The following is a 19,288-nucleotide window of genomic DNA, read 5'->3' as shown; positions in this document are numbered from 1 at the left end:
GGGGCAGCGCCCCCTTTTTTGGGAAAAGACTTCAGCCCTTCATCCCGTCCCAGAAGGATTTGACGGAGGAGAAAAAGCTGTTGGATTCCGGGTGATTGTCTTCACCCAGGTCGTCGAACTCGCGCAGCAGCTCTTTCTGGCGGCTGGTGAGGTTTACCGGAGTTTCCACGGCCAGCTCGATGAACATGTCGCCAACACCGCCGCCGCGCAGGGCTGGCATGCCCTTGCCGCGCAGTCGCATCTGGCGACCCGATTGGCTGCCCGCTGGAATCTGCACACGCCCGCGGCCACCGTCGATGGTCGGAACTTCGATCGAACCACCAAGCGCGGCTTTGGCCATGCTGACCGGCACGCGGCAATAGAGGTTCACGCTGTCACGCTCGAACAGCCTGTGATCTGAGACCTCTACAAAGATGTATAGATCACCCGGAGGGCCACCGCGCATTCCAGCCTCGCCTTCACCGGCCAGACGAATGCGCGTGCCGGTTTCGACACCGGCTGGAATGTTAACTGACAAAGCGCGTTCTTTTTCAACACGGCCCGCACCCTGACAGGATTTGCAGGGGTTCTTGACGATTTGACCCAGGCCCGAACAGGTCGGACAGCTGCGTTCTACTGTGAAAAAGCCTTGTTGCGCACGCACCTTGCCCATACCCGAACAGGTCGGACAGGTGGTGGGCTCAACACCGCCTTCAGCCCCAGATCCGTCGCAGGACGAACAGGCAACCGCTGCCGGGACATTGATGGTTTTCTGCTGACCTGAATACGCCTCTTCCAGCGAGACGCGCAGGTTATAGCGCAGATCCGAACCGCGTGCGGCACGACGTCCACCGCCCCCGCCCCGTTGGCCGCCCATGAAATCGCCGAACAGGTCGTCGAACACATCCGAGAATGCACTGGAAAAGTCGCCCTGACCAAAGCCAGCGCCAGGTCGGCCACCGCCGCCCATGCCATTTTCGAATGCAGCATGACCGAACCTGTCATAAGCCGCCTTGCGTTCAGCATCTTTCAGGACGTCATAGGCCTCGTTCGCTTCTTTGAACTGTGCCTCTGACTCCGGATTGTCCTTGTTGCGGTCGGGATGCAATTCTTTGGCTTTCTTACGAAAGCCTTTCTTGATCTCGTCCGCTGATGCACCCTTGGATACGCCGAGCACATCGTAATAGTCGCGTTTTGACATCAGTATTTCCTTCTGCCTCAACGTAATCGGGCCGGCCCGGTGACCGGACCGGCCCGAATTGGCCCGGTTACCCGTTAGCTACGCTTGTCGTTGTCCAGATCTTCGAACTCGGCATCGACGATGTCATCCTCGCCAGGTGCAGCATCCGCAGCGGCAGGTTCATCTTCGCCGTCTTCAGCTTGCGCTTTGTAGATGGCTTCGCCCAGCTTCATGGCCGCTTCGGTAACGTTCTGGATGCCCGACTTGATCTTGTCGGCATTCTCGGTTTCCAGCTCGTCTTTCAGCGCGGCAATCGCCAGCTCGATGGCTTCGATGGTTGTTGGATCAACCTTGTCGGCATGTTCTTCCATCGACTTTTCTGTCGAGTGGATCAGGCTTTCCGCCTGGTTCTTTGCGTCGACCAGCTCGCGGCGTTCTTTGTCGGCCTCCGCGTTCTCTTCGGCGTCCTTGACCATCTTTTCGATGTCCTCGTCGGACAGGCCGCCCGATGCCTGGATGGTGATCTTCTGCTCTTTGCCGGTGCCTTTGTCCTTGGCCGAAACCGAGACGATGCCGTTGGCGTCAATGTCAAAAGTCACCTCGATCTGCGGCATGCCGCGCGGTGCTGGCGGGATATCTTCGAGGTTGAACTGACCCAGGATCTTGTTGTCCGCAGCCATTTCACGTTCCCCTTGGAAACAGCGAATGGTCACGGCGTTCTGGTTGTCTTCGGCGGTCGAGAAGACCTGAGACTTTTTCGTCGGGATCGTGGTGTTGCGGTCGATCAGTCGGGTGAACACACCACCCAGCGTCTCGATCCCCAACGACAGCGGTGTCACGTCCAGCAAAACAACGTCTTTGACGTCACCCTGCAGAACACCGGCCTGAATAGCGGCGCCCATGGCAACCACTTCGTCCGGGTTCACACCTTTGTGCGGCTCTTTACCGAAGAATTTAGTGACCTCTTCGATCACTTTCGGCATCCGGGTCATACCACCGACCAGAACAACCTCATCTACATCGCCAGCCGACAGGCCAGCATCTTTCAGAGCAGCCGCGCAGGGCTTCATCGACTTCTTGATCAGATCACCAACCAGCGATTCCAGCTTGGCACGGGTCAGTTTCATGACCATGTGCAGCGGCTGGCCGTTGGCGCCCATCGAGATGAACGGCTGGTTGATTTCGGTTTGTGAGGTCGAGGACAGTTCGATCTTGGCTTTTTCCGCAGCTTCTTTCAGACGCTGCAGCGCCATCTTGTCCTGGGACAGATCGACACCGTGCTCCTTTTTGAACTCATCCGCCAGGTAGTTGACGATGCGCATGTCAAAGTCTTCACCACCCAGGAAGGTGTCGCCATTGGTCGATTTAACCTCGAACAACCCGTCGTCGATTTCCAGAATGGTTACGTCGAAGGTACCGCCACCAAGGTCATAAACCGCGATGGTTTGGGTTTCTTCCTTGTCCAGGCCATAGGCCAGAGCGGCAGCTGTCGGTTCGTTGATGATCCGCAGCACTTCCAGGCCGGCGATTTTACCGGCATCTTTGGTCGCCTGACGCTGTGCGTCGTTGAAATAGGCCGGAACGGTGATGACGGCTTGTGTGACTTCCTCACCCAAGTAGCTTTCAGCGGTTTCCTTCATCTTGCCCAGAGTGAAGGCCGAAATCTGGCTTGGGGAGTACTTTTCACCGCGGGCTTCGACCCACGCGTCGCCATTGCCGCCATCAACGATGGCGTATGGTACCATTTTCTTGTCTTTTTCGACTTCGGCATCATCCACACGACGACCGATCAGGCGTTTGACGCCAAAAACCGTGTTGTCGGGGTTGGTGACCGCCTGGCGTTTCGCAGGCTGACCGACCAGTCGCTCATCTTCGGTGAAGGCGACGATCGAGGGCGTGGTCCGCGCCCCTTCGGCGTTTTCGATGACCTTCGGCTGCGAACCGTCCATGATGGCAACGCACGAGTTGGTGGTGCCGAGGTCAATCCCGATTACTTTTCCCATATGTTCAATCCCTTTCTCTTCAAGGCGATGTCCCGAGGCCCGACCCGTTATGGCATCTGGCCCCGATCTGATTTGCGCAATGGTCCTACACCATCGCGCGTCCCGGCGTATATAAGGACGGGAACAGGGGCCTGCAAGCATTCACAAATGCAGGTTTTCAGGAATCTGCAGCCTTTTTAGCAAGGTTTTGGCAAGGATTGAGGAATCTAGAATGGCGCGGCTGCTTTTACGCGGTTTTGAAATCAGGAAAGCTTACCTTGACGGAGCTGCCCAGGCACAGCTGATCACGCTGTTGCGTCCGATTCTGAAATCAGCACCTTTGTTCCGCCCGACCACCCCTTCGGGCAAGGAAATGTCTGTTCGCATGACCTCGGCCGGGGCGCTGGGTTGGGTCACTGACAAGAACGGGTACAGGTACCAGCCGCACCATCCAAAGGGTATGGAATGGCCCGCCATTCCAGACTGCATTCTGGATATCTGGCGCGATCTTGCCAGCCCCGAACGTGACCCCGACTGTTGCTTGGTCAACTACTATGGCGAAGGGGCGCGAATGGGCCTGCATCAGGATAAGGACGAGGCCGATTTTTCCTGGCCGGTCCTTTCGATCTCATTAGGTGACGACGCGTTGTTCCGCATTGGCAACACGACCCGAGGGGGCAAAACGGAATCGATCTGGCTTGGCTCGGGCGATGTTGTTGTGATGGGCGGACCCGCGCGCCTAACCTATCACGGGGTAGATCGCATTCGTTTCGGGTCTTCAAAACTGTTGCCAAAGGGCGGGCGGATCAACCTGACCTTGCGCGTGGCGGGTTAACGGCGTGCGCTCCAGCTTTGCGACACATGCTGGCGGGTAAAGAAAATTCCAAGCAAGCCGATCAACAACAGAGCCAACCCGACCCAGACAGGATATTCCCAGTTGGTATTGCGCGGATAGTAATTCCGAAAAACGAAACCCCGACACTGGTCGATAATGTGAAACAACGGATTCCAGGCGAACATGGTCAACATGAACCCGCCCAGCGCATTGCCGACGAACATTTTTCCCGAGAACACCATATTCAGGCGCCGGTAAATTGTGCTCATGATCGTGGCAGTGGTCGGAAACCAGGGCTTGATCGCCATGAACACCACGCCGACCGCACAGCCCGTGAACCAGGCCAGCATCAGCATGGCAAAGGCGCCACCGGGCTCCTGAATTTCCAGCGGAGCAACCGATACGCTGTAGACAAACAGGATGATGACGATTGTCAAAACCTGAGTATACAGCGACCCGAAAGCGGCAGCCATAAGCACGACCATCATGTTCATCGGCGAATGCAGCATCATCGGGTTATTACCCGTGTCCAATCCGGAAACCGAACCGACGGCTTTAATGTGCGTCAGAAACAGGAAAACCCCAGACAGCAGATACAGAATGAACTCACCCCGGATTTTGGCAACGCGCGCGCCAAGAAGGGACATGATCACGTAAAACACACTCACCAGCACCAGAACCTGGAAAATATTGATAAGCACCGAAAGCACAGCATTGCTGTGTTGAGATCGGACATTCCGGACCACGGCGTGAAACACCAGTTCCGCCGTCGTAAACGCACCGCCTATAAGCGACCGGTTTCGCTTGTAATAAAACACCCGAAGCGTCTTTCCTGTATTATTGCCTGCAATCTGGCACGAAATTCTTGCCGTTCCGTAACCAGCACAGCATAAGGCCGTCAGGTTATTCGATCAACAAATCACAGGAACGGAGCTTTTTTGTGACCTATGATGCCCTCATCCCCGTCATCCGACGTCTGGCCCTGGAAGCGGGCGATACGATCATGGACATCTATAACTCGGATGGGTTTGACGTGAAGGTCAAATCCGATGCCAGCCCCGTGACCGAAGCAGATGAGGCCGCCGATGCGCTGATCTCGGCCGGTCTGCGCGCGGCGTTCCCCAATATCCTGCTAGTGACCGAGGAACAGGCCGCCTCGCATTCTGAAAAAGGCGATACGTTCCTGATCGTTGATCCGCTGGATGGCACCAAAGAGTTCATCAACCGGCGTGGCGATTTCACCGTTAATATCGCGCTGGTCGAAAACGGTACCCCAACGCGCGGCGTGGTTTATGCGCCAGCCCGCGGCCGGATGTTCTATACTTTGGCCGACGGGCAATCGGTCGAGGAAACCGGCGCGCTGGACAAGGATCAACCCGGCGCCGTGGCTCCGATTTCGGTCTCTGATCCAGACAATTCCGCGCTTTTGGTCGTGGCCTCGAAGTCACATCGTGACCAGGCGACCGACGATTACATCAACAAATATCAAGTGCAGGACAGCAAAAGCGCGGGCTCGTCGCTGAAGTTCTGCCTGATTGCGACGGGCGAGGCAGATATCTATCCCCGCGTTGGCCGCACGATGGAATGGGATACGGCAGCAGGTCACGCCGTGCTGACAGGTGCGGGCGGCAAAGTTGTCCGGTTCGACAATCATGCGCCGCTGACCTATGGCAAGGACGGCTATGCAAACCCGTTCTTTATCGCCTACGCTCCGGGTGTAGACCTGAAGGAGGCCTGATGTCCGTTCTGATCGCCATTCCCGCCCGCTACGCCTCGACCCGGTATCCGGGCAAACCCCTGGTGCCGCTCACCGGGGCCAGTGGCAATGCAATGACTCTGATCGAGCGGTCATGGCGCGCGGCCAGTTCGGTCTCGGGCGTGGACCGCGTTGTGGTTGCCACCGATGACGACCGCATTCGCGAGGTGGCCGAAGGGTTCGGGGCCGAGGTTGTGATGACCTCGGAAACCTGTGGCAATGGCACCGAACGCTGCGCCGAAGCGCATGATGTGCTGGGCGCAAGCTATGACATCGTGGTGAACCTGCAGGGCGATGCACCGCTGACCCCGCATTGGTTCGTCGAAGATCTGATCACCGGTCTGCGTGCCGCACCCAAGGCTGGGGTGGCCACTCCGGTTCTGCGCTGCGACGGCGATGCGCTCAACAGCCTGCTGAATGACCGCAAACACGGGCGCGTCGGTGGAACAACCGCCGTTTTCGCCGCTGATCACGGCGCGATGTATTTCTCGAAAGAGGTCGTGCCCTTTACTTCACAGGCTTATGCGGGCGGGGAGGAAACGCCGGTGTTTCACCATGTCGGCGTCTATGCCTACCGCCCTGACGCGCTGGCGGCTTATCCGTCCTGGCCTGTCGGTCCATTAGAGCAACTGGAAGGGCTGGAACAGCTGCGTTTCATGGAAAACGGGCGTAAGGTTCTGTGTGTTGAAGTCGAATCCAAAGGCCGCCAGTTCTGGGAACTAAACAATCCGCAGGACGTTCCCAAACTTGAAGAGATGATGGCCGCGATGGGGCTGGACTGAGTGCCGCAGGCTGTCGCACCCTGAAAAACCGGAATAACGGGATCTGATATGACACATATCCTTGTAACCGGCGGTGCCGGATATATCGGATCCCATGCCTGCAAGGCACTGTCTCGTGCCGGGTACACACCTGTCACCTATGACAACCTGATCACCGGTTGGCAGGACGCGGTCAAATTTGGCCCGTTCGCACAGGGTGATCTGCTGGACCGGGCGCGCCTGGATGAGGTTTTCGCCAAGTATCAACCCGCCGCCGTGATGCATTTCGCAGCGCTCAGCCAGGTGGGCGAGGCGATGTCGGAACCCGGAAGATACTGGTCGAACAATGTCACTGGTTCGCTGACCCTGATCGAGGCCGCGGTGGCGGCTGGATGTCTGGATTTCGTGTTCTCATCGACCTGCGCCACCTATGGCGAACATGACAATGTGGTGCTGGACGAGAACACGCCACAGCAGCCGCTGAACGCTTACGGCGCCTCCAAACGCGCGATCGAGGATATCCTGCGTGATTTCCAGGCCGCTCACGGGATGAACCATGTGATTTTTCGCTATTTCAACGTGGCTGGCGCCGATCCGGACGGAGAAGTAGGCGAATTCCACCGCCCCGAGACCCATCTGGTTCCGCTGATGTTGGATGCGATTGACGGCAAGCGCGACGGGCTGACTGTGTTCGGAACCGACTATGACACGCCCGATGGCACCTGTATCCGCGATTACGTGCATGTCTGCGATCTGGTTGACGCGCATGTTCTGGGGCTGCGATGGCTGGAACAGGGAAAGGACAGCCGCGTTTTCAACCTGGGCACGGGCTCTGGCTTTTCGGTGATGGAAGTGATCGACCAGTCGAAATCCGTCACCAATCGCGCGGTGCCCTATACCATCGGCCCGCGCCGCACCGGAGATTGCACCAAGCTGGTTTCGGGCTCGGACAGGGCCGGGCAAGAACTGGGCTGGTCCCCCAAAAGGTCCGTGTTAGAGACGATGATTGCCGATGCCTGGCGCTGGCATCAGAACGGGCATTACGACAGATGAGGGCCGCGTGAGCGATACCCTGCCGCCAATCGGATGGGTGCAACGCTATCGCTTGCGCCTGAAACGCAGGCGGCTGTTGTGGCGATCCTTTCGCAGCCGCCATCAGCTAACCCAACTGGTCGACCAAACCGACCAGATACGCCCGGGTGCGATACTGGTCTTTACCACCCTGCGAAATGAAATCACGCGCCTGCCCTGGTATTTCCATCACTACCGGACGCTGGGCGTTGATCATTTTCTGATCGTGGACAACGGCAGCGATGATGGCTCGGTCGCATATCTGAAAGATCAACCGGATGTATCCTTGTGGCAAACCGATGCCAGCTATCGCGCCTCACGATACGGGCTGGATTGGCTGACCTGGCTACAGATGCGATTTGGTCACGGCCATTGGGCTTTGATGGTGGATGCGGATGAGTTGCTTATCTATCCCGAATGGGACAGCCATCCGCTGCAGGATTTGACCCAACAGCTAGAGGTGCAGGGGCGCGACGCTTTCGGAGCCTTGATGTTGGACCTGTACCCCAAAGATCAGCTCGGCACACAGCCCTATGACCCCGGAACCGACCCGACCGAAGTTTTGGGCTGGTTTGATCCAGGCCCGTTGCGCGCCAAACGGCAATCGCCGCTGGGCAATCTCTGGGTTCAGGGCGGTGCACGGGAACGCGTGTTTTTTGCTGACCGGCCCGAGCGGTCACCAACTTTAAACAAAATACCGCTGGTACGCTGGTCGCGGCACTATGCTTACGTGAACTCCTGCCATTCCGCCCTGCCCCGAGATTTGAACGCCACCTATGACGGACCGGGGAGCCACGGCCCTTCGGGCGTGCTACTGCACACAAAGTTCCTGCCCGAGGTGGTCATCAAATCAAGAATCGAGAAAACCCGAGAGCAGCATTTTCACGACCCGGCGGAGTTCGACAGCTATTATGATGGCATAATTAACCGCCCGATCATGTGGGATCCACAATCGGTGGAATATATCGGATGGCGCCAACTGTGTGAGCTTGGCTTGATGGGCAAAACTGACTGGAAAAACAACGTTTCGGACTAACTACTTTTAAATGCGTTGCTTCATTAGATGGTAAAGTGGCATAAAATGGCATTCGCCCGGCTCCACTCTGGCTTGTTCAGGCCCCGGGTATGCTCGCGTATTAACAAAGGTTGGGCAGTCGCGTGAGCCTGTTGGATTCATACCGAATGAGATTGCGGCGCAAGCGCCGCCTGTTGCGTTGCGTTCGCAAACGGCGCGAATTAGAAGCGGTTTCCGACAAAACCAACGCCATTCAACCCGGTGACATCCTGTTGATGAGCGTGGTGCGAAACGAAAAAATCCGCCTGCCCTATTTTCTGGAATATTACCGAAAACTTGGCGTTGATCGCTTTTTGTTTGTGGACAACAACAGCGACGACGGCACACGCGAGTTTCTGAGTAGTCAGCCGGACGTATCGGTCTGGCAGTCCAACGGCAGCTATAAGCGGGCCACATATGGCACTGATTGGTCGAACTATCTGCTGCGCAAATACGCCGATGGGCACTGGGTTCTGACGGTCGATCCGGATGAGTTCTTCATCTATCCGTTCTGCGACACGCGGCCCATTCGTGCCCTGACCGACTGGCTTGATGGCTGTGCCGTCCGCAGTTTCGGCACCATGCTGATCGACATGTACCCGCAGGGCCCGGTAGATGCCGAACCCTATCGTGAGGGGCAAGACCCCTTCGAGATTGCCCGTTGGTTCGATGCCGGGAATTATGTGATCAGCAAAAACCCTGAATACGGGAATCTCTGGATACAGGGTGGGCCGCGCGCCCGTGTCTTTTTCCGCCAGGCTCCGGAAAAGGCGCCTGCGTTGAACAAGATACCGCTGGTCAAGTGGGACCGTCGATATGTCTATGTCAGTTCGACCCATTCGCTGCTGCCACGCGGGCTGAACCAAGTCTATGACGATTGGGGCGGCGAAAAAACCAGCGGGGCGTTGCTGCATGCCAAGCTGATCAACACCCTGGGTGACAAGGCACATGAAGAAATGGAGCGGCGTCAGCACTATCGCGGGTCCGGCGAATATCGCGCCTATGCCGAAGGGCTGAACGACCGTCCGGTGTTTTGGTGCGACCGGTCCGAGGCTTATATCAACTGGCGACAGCTTGAGATTCTTGGCCTCATGTCGAAAGGGAACTGGGCATGAGCAGCCTTGGCGTCATCATGCTGGTGCATGCCGCTCTTCCAAGGGCGCAACAGGTCGCGCGCCATTGGGCGGCATCCGGCTGCCCGGTGGTGATCCATGTCGACCTCAAGGTTGCGGACACTGTTTTTGATGGCTTTGTAGCCTCCTGTGCGGACGAACCTCTGATCCGGTTCTCGGAGCGCCACACCTGCAACTGGGGCGGTTGGGGCATTGTTGCAGCCTCGCAATCAGCGGCTGAACTGATGCTGGAGGCCTTTCCCGAGGTACACCATATCTTTCTGGCCTCGGGCGCCTGCCTACCGCTACGGCCCGTCGATGAGCTGGTCACATATCTAGCGGAACGGCCCCGTGTCGACTTTATCGAAAGCGCGACAACAGCTGATGTAAGCTGGACGATTGGCGGACTGGATCAGGAACGATTTACGCTGAGATTTCCGTTCTCGTGGCGTAAACAGCGCAAATTGTTCGACGCTTACGTAAAGCTACAGCGGACAATCGGGATCCGACGGCCGATACCCGAAGGTCTGGTGCCACATATGGGCAGTCAATGGTGGTGCCTGACCCGTCAAACGCTGTCGGCCATTCTGCAAGATCCCAAACGCAAAACATATGACCGCTATTTCCGGCACGTCTGGATTCCAGACGAAAGCTATTTTCAGACCCTAACCCGGCTTTATTCAACACATATCGAAAGTCGCTCCCTGACGCTGTCCAAATTCGATTATCAAGGTCGCCCGCATATCTTTTATGACGATCATCTACAGCTATTGCGACGGTCGGACTGTTTTGTAGCACGCAAGATCTGGCCCCAGGCCAATCGGCTTTATCAGGCGTTTCTGACCAACCAGGCACAGGCGATGAAGCCTACTGAACCCAACCCGGGCAAGATCGACCGGTTGTTCTCGAAAGCGGTCGAGCGCAGGACTCGAGGCCGGGATGGCCTGTATATGCAAAGCCGCTTTCCCCGCCACGGCAGCGAGAACGGACTGACGTCGTTCCCCTATTCGGTATTCCAAGGGTTTACCGAACTGTTCGCAGATTTCGAGCCCTGGCTGTCGGAAGCCACCGGAACAAAGGTCCACGGTCACCTCTTCGGTCCCGAACGTGCGGAATTCGCCGGCGGGGCGCCTCTGGTCAACGGCGCATTAAGCGATTGTGCCAGCCTGCGGGACTATAACCCTACAGCGTTTCTGTCGAACCTGATCTGGAATACTCGGGGCGAGAGGCAGTGCTTTCAATTTGGCCCCACGGATACGCAGGATATCAACTGGTTTCTGGCGCGCGACAGAAATGCGCAGATTTCCGTTGTCACAGGCGCCTGGGCCATTCCCCTGTTCCGTTCGAATGGAAATTTCGCGGATATCCGTAACGAAGCCGCCCGCCTGCAACAAATCGAGACCAAACAACTTGAGGTTTTAACTTCGGTCTGGACCAAGGCCAAAGTGCGCACTTGGTCGCTGGCCGAGTTTGTGGAATCTCCGATGGAGCCTCTGCAATCCATTCTGGAAGAAACCGGATGCCAGAACCCCAGCCACCTGACCCAAGCCCCTACGATGGTCGACCTGTCTGGGTTCGGGAAGTTCCTTCAAAACCTGAAGAACCAGGGTATGCACCCTTATCTTATGGGAGATTTTCCAGCCGATGACATTTTTGGCCGGCAACTCAGGCCTTATCGAAAACCATATCTGGTGCAATAGCGTTTCATGTCATCCAAATTCGACTATTTCGTAATACTTGCCGCCATGCGGACCGGATCGAACCTGCTTGAGGCAAATCTGAACGCATTGGAAGGCGTCTCCAGCCATGGTGAGGCCTTCAATCCTCATTTCATTGGCAGGCTAAAGGGGGACAGCCTGCTGGGCGTCACTCTCGAAGAACGCGACAATGACCCTAAAACCCTGCTGAACGCCATCCGATCAGCTGAGGGTGAAATGAACGGGTTTCGCTTTTTCCAGGGCCACGATCCGCGTGTGTTAGAGCCTGTTTTGGATGACCCGAGTTGCGCCAAGATCATTCTGACGCGCAACCCTCTGGACAGCTATATCTCGTTGAAGATCGCGCGCGAGACCAAGCAATGGCAGCTGAAAAACGTCAAGCGGCGGCGCACCGAGCAGATCGCCTTCAACCCTCGTGAGTTCGAAACCTATCTGGACCAGCAACAGGCCTTTCAACTGACTTTGCTGCATCATCTTCAGGCCAGCGGGCAAACCGCCTTTTTCATCGCTTACGACGATCTGAACCGGCTCGACAGCCTGAACGGCCTGGCGGCCTGGCTTGGGGTATCGGGTCGGTTGACCACGATCGACGACACGCTCAAACCCCAGAACCCTGAGCCGGCCTTGTCCAAGGTGACAAACCCTGATGAGACCGAACAGGCCTTGTCGCGCATCGACAGTTTCAGCCTGCACAGAACTCCGAATTTTGAACCCCGGCGTGGCGCGGCCGTTGCGACCTATGTCGCCACGCCGAAAACCCCGTTAATGTATCTGCCCGTGCGGAGCGGCATCGAAGGGGTTGTGAAGCAATGGATGGCTGCGCTTGATTCAATCAGTGCGGATGACCTGATCACTGATCAAAACCGCAAAAAGACCCGCCAGTGGTTACAGGATCATCCGGGGCATCGCAAATTCACCGTGGTGCGGCACCCGCTGGTACGCGCACATTCGGCCTTTTGTTCCTATATCCTCAGCACCGAGCCCGGCGCCTATCTGAAAATCCGCAATATGCTGCGCAACCGGTTCAAGCTTCCGATCCCCGGACAGTTACGCGCTGAAAACTACCCCATCGAGCAGCATTATGAGGCATTCTCGGCTTTTCTGACTTTCCTGCGGCAAAACCTGGCGGGACAAACCCCTGTGCGCGTTGACGGCGTTTGGTGCAGTCAGGCGCAGGTGTTGGAGGGCGTAGTCGGTTTTGCCCTGCCGGATCTAATCCTGCGCGAGGAAGAAATTGCAACTGCCCTGCCGTATCTGGCGCGGCGGCTGGGTCATGACAGCCCGCCCGCGCCCGGCAATACCAGACCAGATATCCCGTTTTCACTGAGCGATATCTATGACACCAAACTTGAGGCGCTGGCGGCCGAAACCTACCAGCGCGACTATATGCAATTCGGGTTTGACGTCTGGAAGCCGGCTACGGGCGCAGCGTAATCACTGTGCCGCGATTCACCATCGCATAGATCTCTTCGATCTCTTCATTCTTGACAGCGATGCACCCTGCCGTCCAATCCGATTGCTTCTTGGCACGCTTTTTCTCGGACCGGGTTTTCGGCTCGCCGTGGATGAAAATGTCACCGCCCGGATCAACGCCCGCAGCCTTGGCCTCTGCGATATCCTTCGAATCCGGATAGGAAATCCCCAGCGACAGGTGATAGCGGCTTTTGGGATTGCGCCGGTCGATCAAATAGGTGCCCTCTGGCGTGCGGCCGTCGCCGCGTTTTGTTTTGGTGCCATTGGGGGCAAAGCCAAGATCGACCTTATATTCCTTGAGGACATGTTCATTGTGCAGAAGATAAAGCTTCCGCGCGCTTTTGTTGATGACCATAGAGGTCACCTCGGGGCCATCATAGGCCAAAAATCTGGGGTTGGCCGAGGCGCAGGCCGAAAGACCCAGCGTAGCCACAGCACCCATTCCAAATGCTCGACGATCCATGTTTAATGCCTGCTTCTGCTTTTTTTGTGATTATGCCAGAAATCCAGAAAACTGAAATCACTTTTTGCTGTTCGACTGCTCAAGCAAGCGGCGTTCGATGGATTCCAGCCTTTCCAGCACCTCATCACGATAGGCATCGGTTTTCACCTCATCCTCGGCGTGATGGGCATCCTGCATTGAATTCACAATCAGACCAACCAACAGGTTCACCACTGCAAATGTCGTAACCATGATGAATGGCACAAAGAATATCCACGCATAGGGATAAACCTCCATCACCGGGCGCACGATGCCCATGGACCAGCTTTCCAGCGTCATGATCTGGAACAACGTATAGGCCGACAGGCCCAAATCGCCAAACCAGTCCGGAAATGTGCCCGAGAACAGCTTGGTCGAGATTACCGCGCCGATGTAAAACAGAATCGCCATCAGCAGGAAAACGCTGGCCATACCCGGCAAAGCTGAGATGAAACCCTCGACCACCCGACGCAGCCGTGGCGCGACTGAAATTACCCGCAACACCCGTAGGATCCGCAGCGCCCGCAGCACCGACAGACCGCCGGCGCTTGGGATCAGAGCGATGCCAACAACGATGAAGTCAAACAGGTTCCAACCATTGGTAAAGAACCGGCGCCCTGTGGCGACCAGTTTCATCGCAATCTCGGCCACGAAAATCGTTAGGCAAAGGCTGTCCAACACCACGATCAAGGGACCCGCGGCCTCCATCAGCGTCGGTGAGGTTTCCATGCCGAGCAGGATGGCGTTGAAGATGATGACACCTGTGATGAACCGACCGAAGGTCGGGTTTTCAGTGATATCATGCAGGCGCTGGGCAAGCCCCATTCTGAAACTCTCCTGTTTGGTCATGATGCGGGGTTCAGTGCAAACCGCGCGGCAAGTTCCGTGTGTGACGACCATCGAAATTGGTCCACCACCTGTACCCATTCAAGGGTATAGCCTGCGTTAATCAGGTTTTTTGCATCCCGCGCAAAGGTCACGGGGTTGCATGAGACATAGGCGATGACCGGGGGCAGCGCTTGCGCCAGCTCGGCCACCTGCGCCTCGGCCCCGGCGCGGGGCGGGTCCAGGACAACCGCGTCAAAGTTCTTCAGCTCATCAGGCATCAATGGGCGGCGGTACAGGTCGCGCGCCTCGGTCGTGACCCGTTTCAGACCTTGCGCGCGACGCCAGCCTTGATCCAGAGCGGTGGTCATCAGGGCCTCACCCTCAACCGCGTGTACTTCGGCGTCCTCGGCCAGTGGCAATGAGAATGTCCCGCAACCCGCAAACAGGTCCACAACCCGCTTGGCGCCCTTGGTTGCCTGCAGAACTGCCTGTAATAGAGCCTGTTCTCCGTCCTTCGTGGCCTGCAGGAATGCCCCTGGAGGCGGCACGACAGCCGCCACGCCAAATCGCTGAATCGGGGCGTGACGCGAGGCGATCACCTCGCCATCCCAGCTGAGCCGCGCAAGCCCATGTGCCTCGGTCGCCTGTGCCAGGGCCAGTTCCAATGGACCGTCCAGCGGTTTGCCGCCTTTGACGGCGACATCCAAACCGCCATCAGAAAGGGTCAGCGTGACCGCCAGCGCCCCTTTGCGGCTACCACCCAAAACGGCAAGCGCCTCAGCCACGGGGACGGCTGCAATCAGGGCCGGATCAAGCAGATGACAATCAGAGATTTCGGTAATCGTGTCTGAGGCACGGCCATGAAACCCGGCCATAGTGCCTTTTTTGGTCCGTCGAACCGCAATCGTAGCCCGTCGCCGTGATCGTTCCGGCGAGGTATGGATCGGCCGCATCGGGGCATCGAGCCCCTGCGCGGCCAGCGCGTTGCGCACGACCTCAACCTTCCAATCAGCAACGAAATCATCCGCGGCATGCTGTAGCTGACATCCGCCGCAGGCTTTGTAGTGCCGGCACGGTGCTTTGACCCGCTGGTCCGAGGGGGTCTCGACCCGAATGTCGCTCAGCACTTGACCAACCAATATCCCGCTGACCACCTCCCCCGGCAAGGTGCGGGGGGCGTAGATCGGTCCAGCGGCGATGCCGTCGCCCTGATGACCAAGGCGTAAAATGCTGTAATGCTGCGTCATGAGGGCCTGATAGCTGGGCTTTACCCACAACAAAACCCTTATTCGGCGGCGGCGGCCTGAATAAACCCGCCCGATTGGCGATCCCAGAACCGGGCATAAAGCCCGCCCTGCTCCAGCAAGTCGTCATGGCTTCCCATTTCAACGATCTGCCCTTGATCCAGAACGACAATCCGGTCCATCTCGCTTAGCGTCGACAGCCGATGTGCAATCGCCAATACCGTTTTGCCCTGCATCACCCGATGCAACGCGGTCTGGATCGAGGCTTCGACCTCGGAATCCAAGGCCGAGGTCGCCTCATCCAGCACCAGAATCGGCGCGTTTTTCAGGATGGCGCGTGCAAGCGCAATCCGCTGCCGCTGACCGCCGCTCAGTTTGACGCCGCGCTCGCCCAGATGCGCATCATAGCCCTTGCGACCATGGGCATCCCGCAGGCCAAGGATAAATTCATGCGCCTCGGCCTTTTGCGCCGCGGCGATCATATCGTCTTCCAAGGCATCAGGGCGGCCATATAGGATATTCTCGCGCGCCGAGCGGTTGAACATCGCAGTTTCCTGCGTGACCATTCCGATTTGACTGCGCAGACTGTCCTGCGTCACCTGTGACACATCCTGCCCATCAATCCGAATTGCGCCGCTTTCCCCTTCATAGAGCCTGAGTAGAAGCGAAACGAGCGTAGATTTCCCCGCACCCGATGCCCCGACGATACCCAGCTTTTCGCCAGGATGTACGGTCATGTGCACGTCGGTCACGCCGCCGATGTCACCGCCATAAGCAAAGCTGACATGGTTAAACTCGATCTGACCTTCTGGCACGCTCAGCCTAGCTGCCCCTGCCGCATCCTCGACCCGGTCACGCTTGGCTAGCGTCTTCATGCCATTCTCGATCTCGCCGACATTGGCATAAAGCCCCATCAGCGTGAAACTGACCCAGCCTGTCATCTGCGAAATTCGCACGGACATCGCGCCCGCCGCAACGATATCACCAGCGCTGGCCATCCCGGACCGCCACAGCAGCAAGGTCACCCCCAGCAGCAGCACGGGCAACACCCCGGCCAGAACCATCAGTATGAACCTAAAACTGGCGGAGAGCTTGCCAAAGGCCAGCATCTTGTGGCGCAGATCGACCATCGAGTTTCGGGCCGCCTGATCCTCGAACTCGGAATGGGCGAACAGCTTGACGGTTTTGATATTGGTGATCGTGTCGACCACCTGCCCCGACACCATCGCCCGCGCCCCGGCCCGCGCCGCTGAGCGTGCCCGGATGCGTGGCAAATACCAGCGGATCAGCAGGAAATACACCGCCAACCAGGCGGCGAAGGGCAGCATGACCAGCAGATGAATAGATCCTAACAAAAGCAAAGTCCCTGCCAGAGACGCCAGCGCAAAAACCATTGCGCTTATCGTCTCGGACACGACCGAGGCCATCGCGTTCGAAGTTTGCATCTGTTTCTGAGCGATCCGCCCGGCAAAATCGTCGTCGAAATAGGTCACAGACTGACCCAAAGTCCACCGGTTCAGCTTGGCCAGAACCAGGGGCGGGATATTGGGCATGACAATATAGTTGTTGGAAAAGGCCGAAAGACCAAACAGCGCCGGTCGCAGCAGCATGAAAAATGCGGCGACCCCTCCAATTATCCAAAGATTGCCCGCCGTCAGAACCCCATCCGGCCCGCTTTCGTTTGCCATGTCGATCACCAGACCCAGCATCCAGGCGGTTCCGGCCTCCATCGCCCCGGCAGAGGCCGAAAACACGGAGGCGACAAGGATCATCGGCCAAGCTCCGGACAGGCACCAGCGAATGAACGCCCCCAGCCTTTGCGGCGGGGGCGTTTCGGTGGGTTTGAACGGATCTATGAGATCGGCAAGTTTCACTCAGCTGCCTCCGTGTTCAGGAAGCCTCCAGATTGCCGTGCCCAGAACTGGGCGTAAAGCCCGCCGTGTGACAGCAATTCGGAATGGGTGCCCTGCTCGACGATCCGGCCGCCATCCATCACCAGGATGCGATCCATTTGGGCAATGGTGCTGAGGCGGTGGGCAATCGCGATCACGGATTTGCCCTGCATCATGCCATAGAGCGTTTCCTGAATCGATGCTTCGACCTCGGAATCCAGCGCCGAGGTCGCCTCATCCAGCAACAGGATCGGCGCGTCCTTCAGGATCACCCGCGCCAGCGTCACCCGCTGCCGCTGACCACCTGACAACTTCACGCCCCGCTCGCCCACATGCGCATCATAGCCGGTACGCCCCTTCGGGTCCTGCAGGTCAAGGATGAACTCATGCGCCTCGGCCTGTTTGGCCGCGGCAATCATCTGCTCTTCGGAAGCCTCGGGGCGGCCATAGAGGATATTGTCGCGCACCGAGCGGTGCAGCAACGCGCTGTCCTGTTGCACCATACCGATATGGATGCGCAAGCTGTCCTGAGTGACCCGGGCAATGTCCTGATCGTCGATCAAAATGGCCCCCTGCTCCACATCGTAGAACCGAAGTAGGAGCTTAACTAGGGTCGACTTACCAGCTCCCGACCGTCCGATCAGACCGATCTTTTCGCCCGGCTCGATGGTCAGGTTGATATGGTCCAGCCCGCCGGTCTTGCGACCGTAATGATGCGACAGATCACGAACCTCGATCTTGCCGTTGGACAGATGCAGGAGTTTGGCCTGCGGCGCATCCAGCAGGTCGATCGGCTGAGCGATCGTCTCCATACCTTCGGCAACGACACCAAGCTGGCGGAAAAAACTGGTCAGCGCCCACATGATCCATCCGGTCATCGCGTTCAGGCGCAGGGTCAGGGCTGTGGCCGCCGCGACCACACCGACCGTAGCACTACCCTGCATCCACAGCGCAATTGCCCAGCCCACCACACCAACGATCAGCAACCCGTTCAATGCAACCAGAACCGCATCCATAATGGTGAAAATCCGCATCTCAGCCTGAAAGGTACGGCGGGTTTCCTCGATCGCTTCGCGCGCATAATCCAATTCCTGTGCTCCATGGGCAAACATCTTTACGGAATGGATATTGGTATAGCTGTCCACAACCCGGCCCGTTACGGCCGAGCGCGCGTCTGAGGCCGCCTTCGAAGCCGGTCCCACCCGCTGCACCGTCCAATGCACCAGAAACCCATACAGCACGAGCCAGATCAACAACGGCAACAGCAGCCGGGCATCAGCCGTCATCAACAAAATGGCTGCGCCGATCAGGTATGCCAGCGAGAAGGAAATCGCATCAAACACCTGAAACACGGCCTCACCCGCAGCGGGCGGCGTCTGCATGATCCGGTTGGCAATGCGGCCTGCAAAATCATTCTCGAACCAGCCCACCGATTGCCGCAACACGTGCTTATGCGCGCGCCAACGGATCAGAGTGCCAAAATTCGGCAGGATCGTGTTGTTGAGCAACAGCACGTCAACGACATGCAGCATGGGTCGCAGCAGCAGCACAAATAGCGCCACCAGGATCAGTTCCGTACTATGGGTCTGCCAAACTTCGTCCGGCGGGGCGGACAGCAAGTCAACAACGCGACCCATATAATAGATCAGACCGACCTCAACCGCGGCCACCACGACCGAAATCAATCCGGCCCAGAAGAACACCCGCATAAAAGGGCGGGAATAGTTCAACATAAAGGGCCACAGCCGTGTCGGCGGCGTGTCGGTTTCTTCGTAGTCGACAAAAGGGTCGACGAGATTTTCGAAATAGCGAAACATAGAGAGTGCTCCGATTGAGCAGATAACAAGTCATGCGAAAAAAGATGGCGCCAGAACACCACCCCTACGGGTCAAGTGTTATGGCTTTAGCCGAACCAGATCCCG

General features: G+C 57.6%; 16 protein-coding genes. 8 read left to right on the top strand and 8 right to left on the bottom strand.

What is annotated here, in order from left to right; genetic code table 11:
* Nucleotides 1–31: 31 nt before the first annotated feature.
* Together dnaJ and dnaK are read right to left on the bottom strand one after the other, a co-directional pair.
* Nucleotides 32–1,180: a molecular chaperone DnaJ gene (gene dnaJ, locus AC2FJV_RS14390; RefSeq protein ID WP_142637347.1), complete on the bottom strand. Its 1,149-nt coding sequence runs from the start codon at nucleotides 1,178–1,180 to the stop codon at nucleotides 32–34.
* 74 nt (nucleotides 1,181–1,254) lie between these two features.
* The gene (gene dnaK / locus AC2FJV_RS14385) at nucleotides 1,255–3,162 is read right to left on the bottom strand and encodes a molecular chaperone DnaK (protein ID WP_281973405.1); all 1,908 of its coding nucleotides are present in this window, start codon (nucleotides 3,160–3,162) and stop codon (nucleotides 1,255–1,257) included.
* Nucleotides 3,163–3,373: 211 nt separating this feature from the next.
* Between dnaK and AC2FJV_RS14380 the strand changes: the two genes are divergently transcribed.
* Nucleotides 3,374–3,976 (top strand): alpha-ketoglutarate-dependent dioxygenase AlkB family protein, encoded by a 603-nt coding sequence (locus AC2FJV_RS14380; RefSeq protein ID WP_142637351.1) that lies wholly within the window; start codon nucleotides 3,374–3,376, stop codon nucleotides 3,974–3,976.
* Here the strand turns inward: AC2FJV_RS14380 and AC2FJV_RS14375 are convergent.
* Entirely contained in the window at nucleotides 3,973–4,794 is an 822-nt protein-coding gene (locus tag AC2FJV_RS14375) for an ABC transporter permease (protein WP_142637353.1), read from the bottom strand. The two genes, AC2FJV_RS14380 and AC2FJV_RS14375, sit on opposite strands and share 4 nt — an antisense overlap.
* Nucleotides 4,795–4,916: 122 nt before the next feature.
* Between AC2FJV_RS14375 and cysQ the strand changes: the two genes are divergently transcribed.
* The 7 genes from cysQ to AC2FJV_RS14340 all read left to right on the top strand — a co-directional run bounded on the left by cysQ (nucleotide 4,917) and on the right by AC2FJV_RS14340 (nucleotide 12,882).
* Nucleotides 4,917–5,714 (top strand): 3'(2'),5'-bisphosphate nucleotidase CysQ, encoded by a 798-nt coding sequence (cysQ, locus tag AC2FJV_RS14370; protein ID WP_281995827.1) that lies wholly within the window; start codon nucleotides 4,917–4,919, stop codon nucleotides 5,712–5,714.
* Entirely contained in the window at nucleotides 5,714–6,514 is an 801-nt protein-coding gene (locus AC2FJV_RS14365; RefSeq protein WP_281973403.1) for a 3-deoxy-manno-octulosonate cytidylyltransferase family protein, read from the top strand. The genes cysQ and AC2FJV_RS14365 overlap by 1 nt, the downstream gene beginning before the upstream one ends.
* Nucleotides 6,515–6,562: 48 nt before the next feature.
* A complete protein-coding gene (gene galE, locus AC2FJV_RS14360; RefSeq protein WP_496690223.1) occupies nucleotides 6,563–7,546 on the top strand; it encodes a UDP-glucose 4-epimerase GalE in 984 nt (327 codons plus the stop codon).
* A complete protein-coding gene (locus tag AC2FJV_RS14355) occupies nucleotides 7,506–8,600 on the top strand; it encodes a glycosyltransferase family 2 protein (RefSeq protein ID WP_496713978.1) in 1,095 nt (364 codons plus the stop codon). The genes galE and AC2FJV_RS14355 overlap by 41 nt, the downstream gene beginning before the upstream one ends.
* Nucleotides 8,601–8,746: 146 nt before the next feature.
* Nucleotides 8,747–9,733 carry a glycosyltransferase family 2 protein gene (locus AC2FJV_RS14350; RefSeq protein ID WP_142637363.1) on the top strand — a complete coding sequence of 329 codons (987 nt, stop codon included), beginning with the start codon at nucleotides 8,747–8,749 and terminating at the stop codon, nucleotides 9,731–9,733.
* Nucleotides 9,730–11,430 (top strand): DUF5927 domain-containing protein, encoded by a 1,701-nt coding sequence (locus AC2FJV_RS14345; RefSeq protein ID WP_496713977.1) that lies wholly within the window; start codon nucleotides 9,730–9,732, stop codon nucleotides 11,428–11,430. The genes AC2FJV_RS14350 and AC2FJV_RS14345 overlap by 4 nt, the downstream gene beginning before the upstream one ends.
* A 6-nt stretch (nucleotides 11,431–11,436) precedes the next feature.
* On the top strand, nucleotides 11,437–12,882 hold the full coding sequence (locus AC2FJV_RS14340; protein ID WP_496713976.1) for a nodulation protein NodH: 1,446 nt from the start codon (nucleotides 11,437–11,439) through the stop codon (nucleotides 12,880–12,882).
* On the opposite strand, the gene AC2FJV_RS14335 is transcribed toward AC2FJV_RS14340, so the two are convergent.
* Genes AC2FJV_RS14335 through AC2FJV_RS14315 form a run of 5 tightly spaced genes read right to left on the bottom strand, consistent with a single transcriptional unit; the run spans nucleotide 12,866 to nucleotide 19,183 of the window.
* Nucleotides 12,866–13,384, bottom strand: a complete 519-nt coding sequence (locus AC2FJV_RS14335) for a L,D-transpeptidase family protein (protein WP_142637369.1) — start codon at nucleotides 13,382–13,384, stop codon at nucleotides 12,866–12,868. The genes AC2FJV_RS14340 and AC2FJV_RS14335 overlap by 17 nt on opposite strands.
* Nucleotides 13,385–13,441: 57 nt before the next feature.
* The gene (locus tag AC2FJV_RS14330; RefSeq protein ID WP_271950705.1) at nucleotides 13,442–14,227 is read right to left on the bottom strand and encodes an ion transporter; all 786 of its coding nucleotides are present in this window, start codon (nucleotides 14,225–14,227) and stop codon (nucleotides 13,442–13,444) included.
* A 20-nt stretch (nucleotides 14,228–14,247) separates the two neighbouring features.
* Complete coding sequence (locus AC2FJV_RS14325; protein ID WP_271950581.1) at nucleotides 14,248–15,477, bottom strand: class I SAM-dependent RNA methyltransferase; 1,230 nt, start codon at nucleotides 15,475–15,477, stop codon at nucleotides 14,248–14,250.
* Nucleotides 15,478–15,515: 38 nt separating this feature from the next.
* Nucleotides 15,516–17,348 (bottom strand): ABC transporter ATP-binding protein, encoded by a 1,833-nt coding sequence (locus AC2FJV_RS14320; protein ID WP_496713975.1) that lies wholly within the window; start codon nucleotides 17,346–17,348, stop codon nucleotides 15,516–15,518.
* On the bottom strand, nucleotides 17,345–19,183 hold the full coding sequence (locus tag AC2FJV_RS14315) for an ABC transporter ATP-binding protein (protein WP_281973395.1): 1,839 nt from the start codon (nucleotides 19,181–19,183) through the stop codon (nucleotides 17,345–17,347). Before AC2FJV_RS14315 ends, AC2FJV_RS14320 begins: the two co-directional genes overlap by 4 nt.
* Between the last annotated feature and the right edge of the window lie 105 nt (nucleotides 19,184–19,288).

It is taken from the genome of Ruegeria sp. CDSA241, assembly GCF_059611265.1.
The sequence above is the reverse complement of the archived record's forward strand: the minus strand, read 5'-3'. Positions and strand labels throughout refer to the sequence as shown.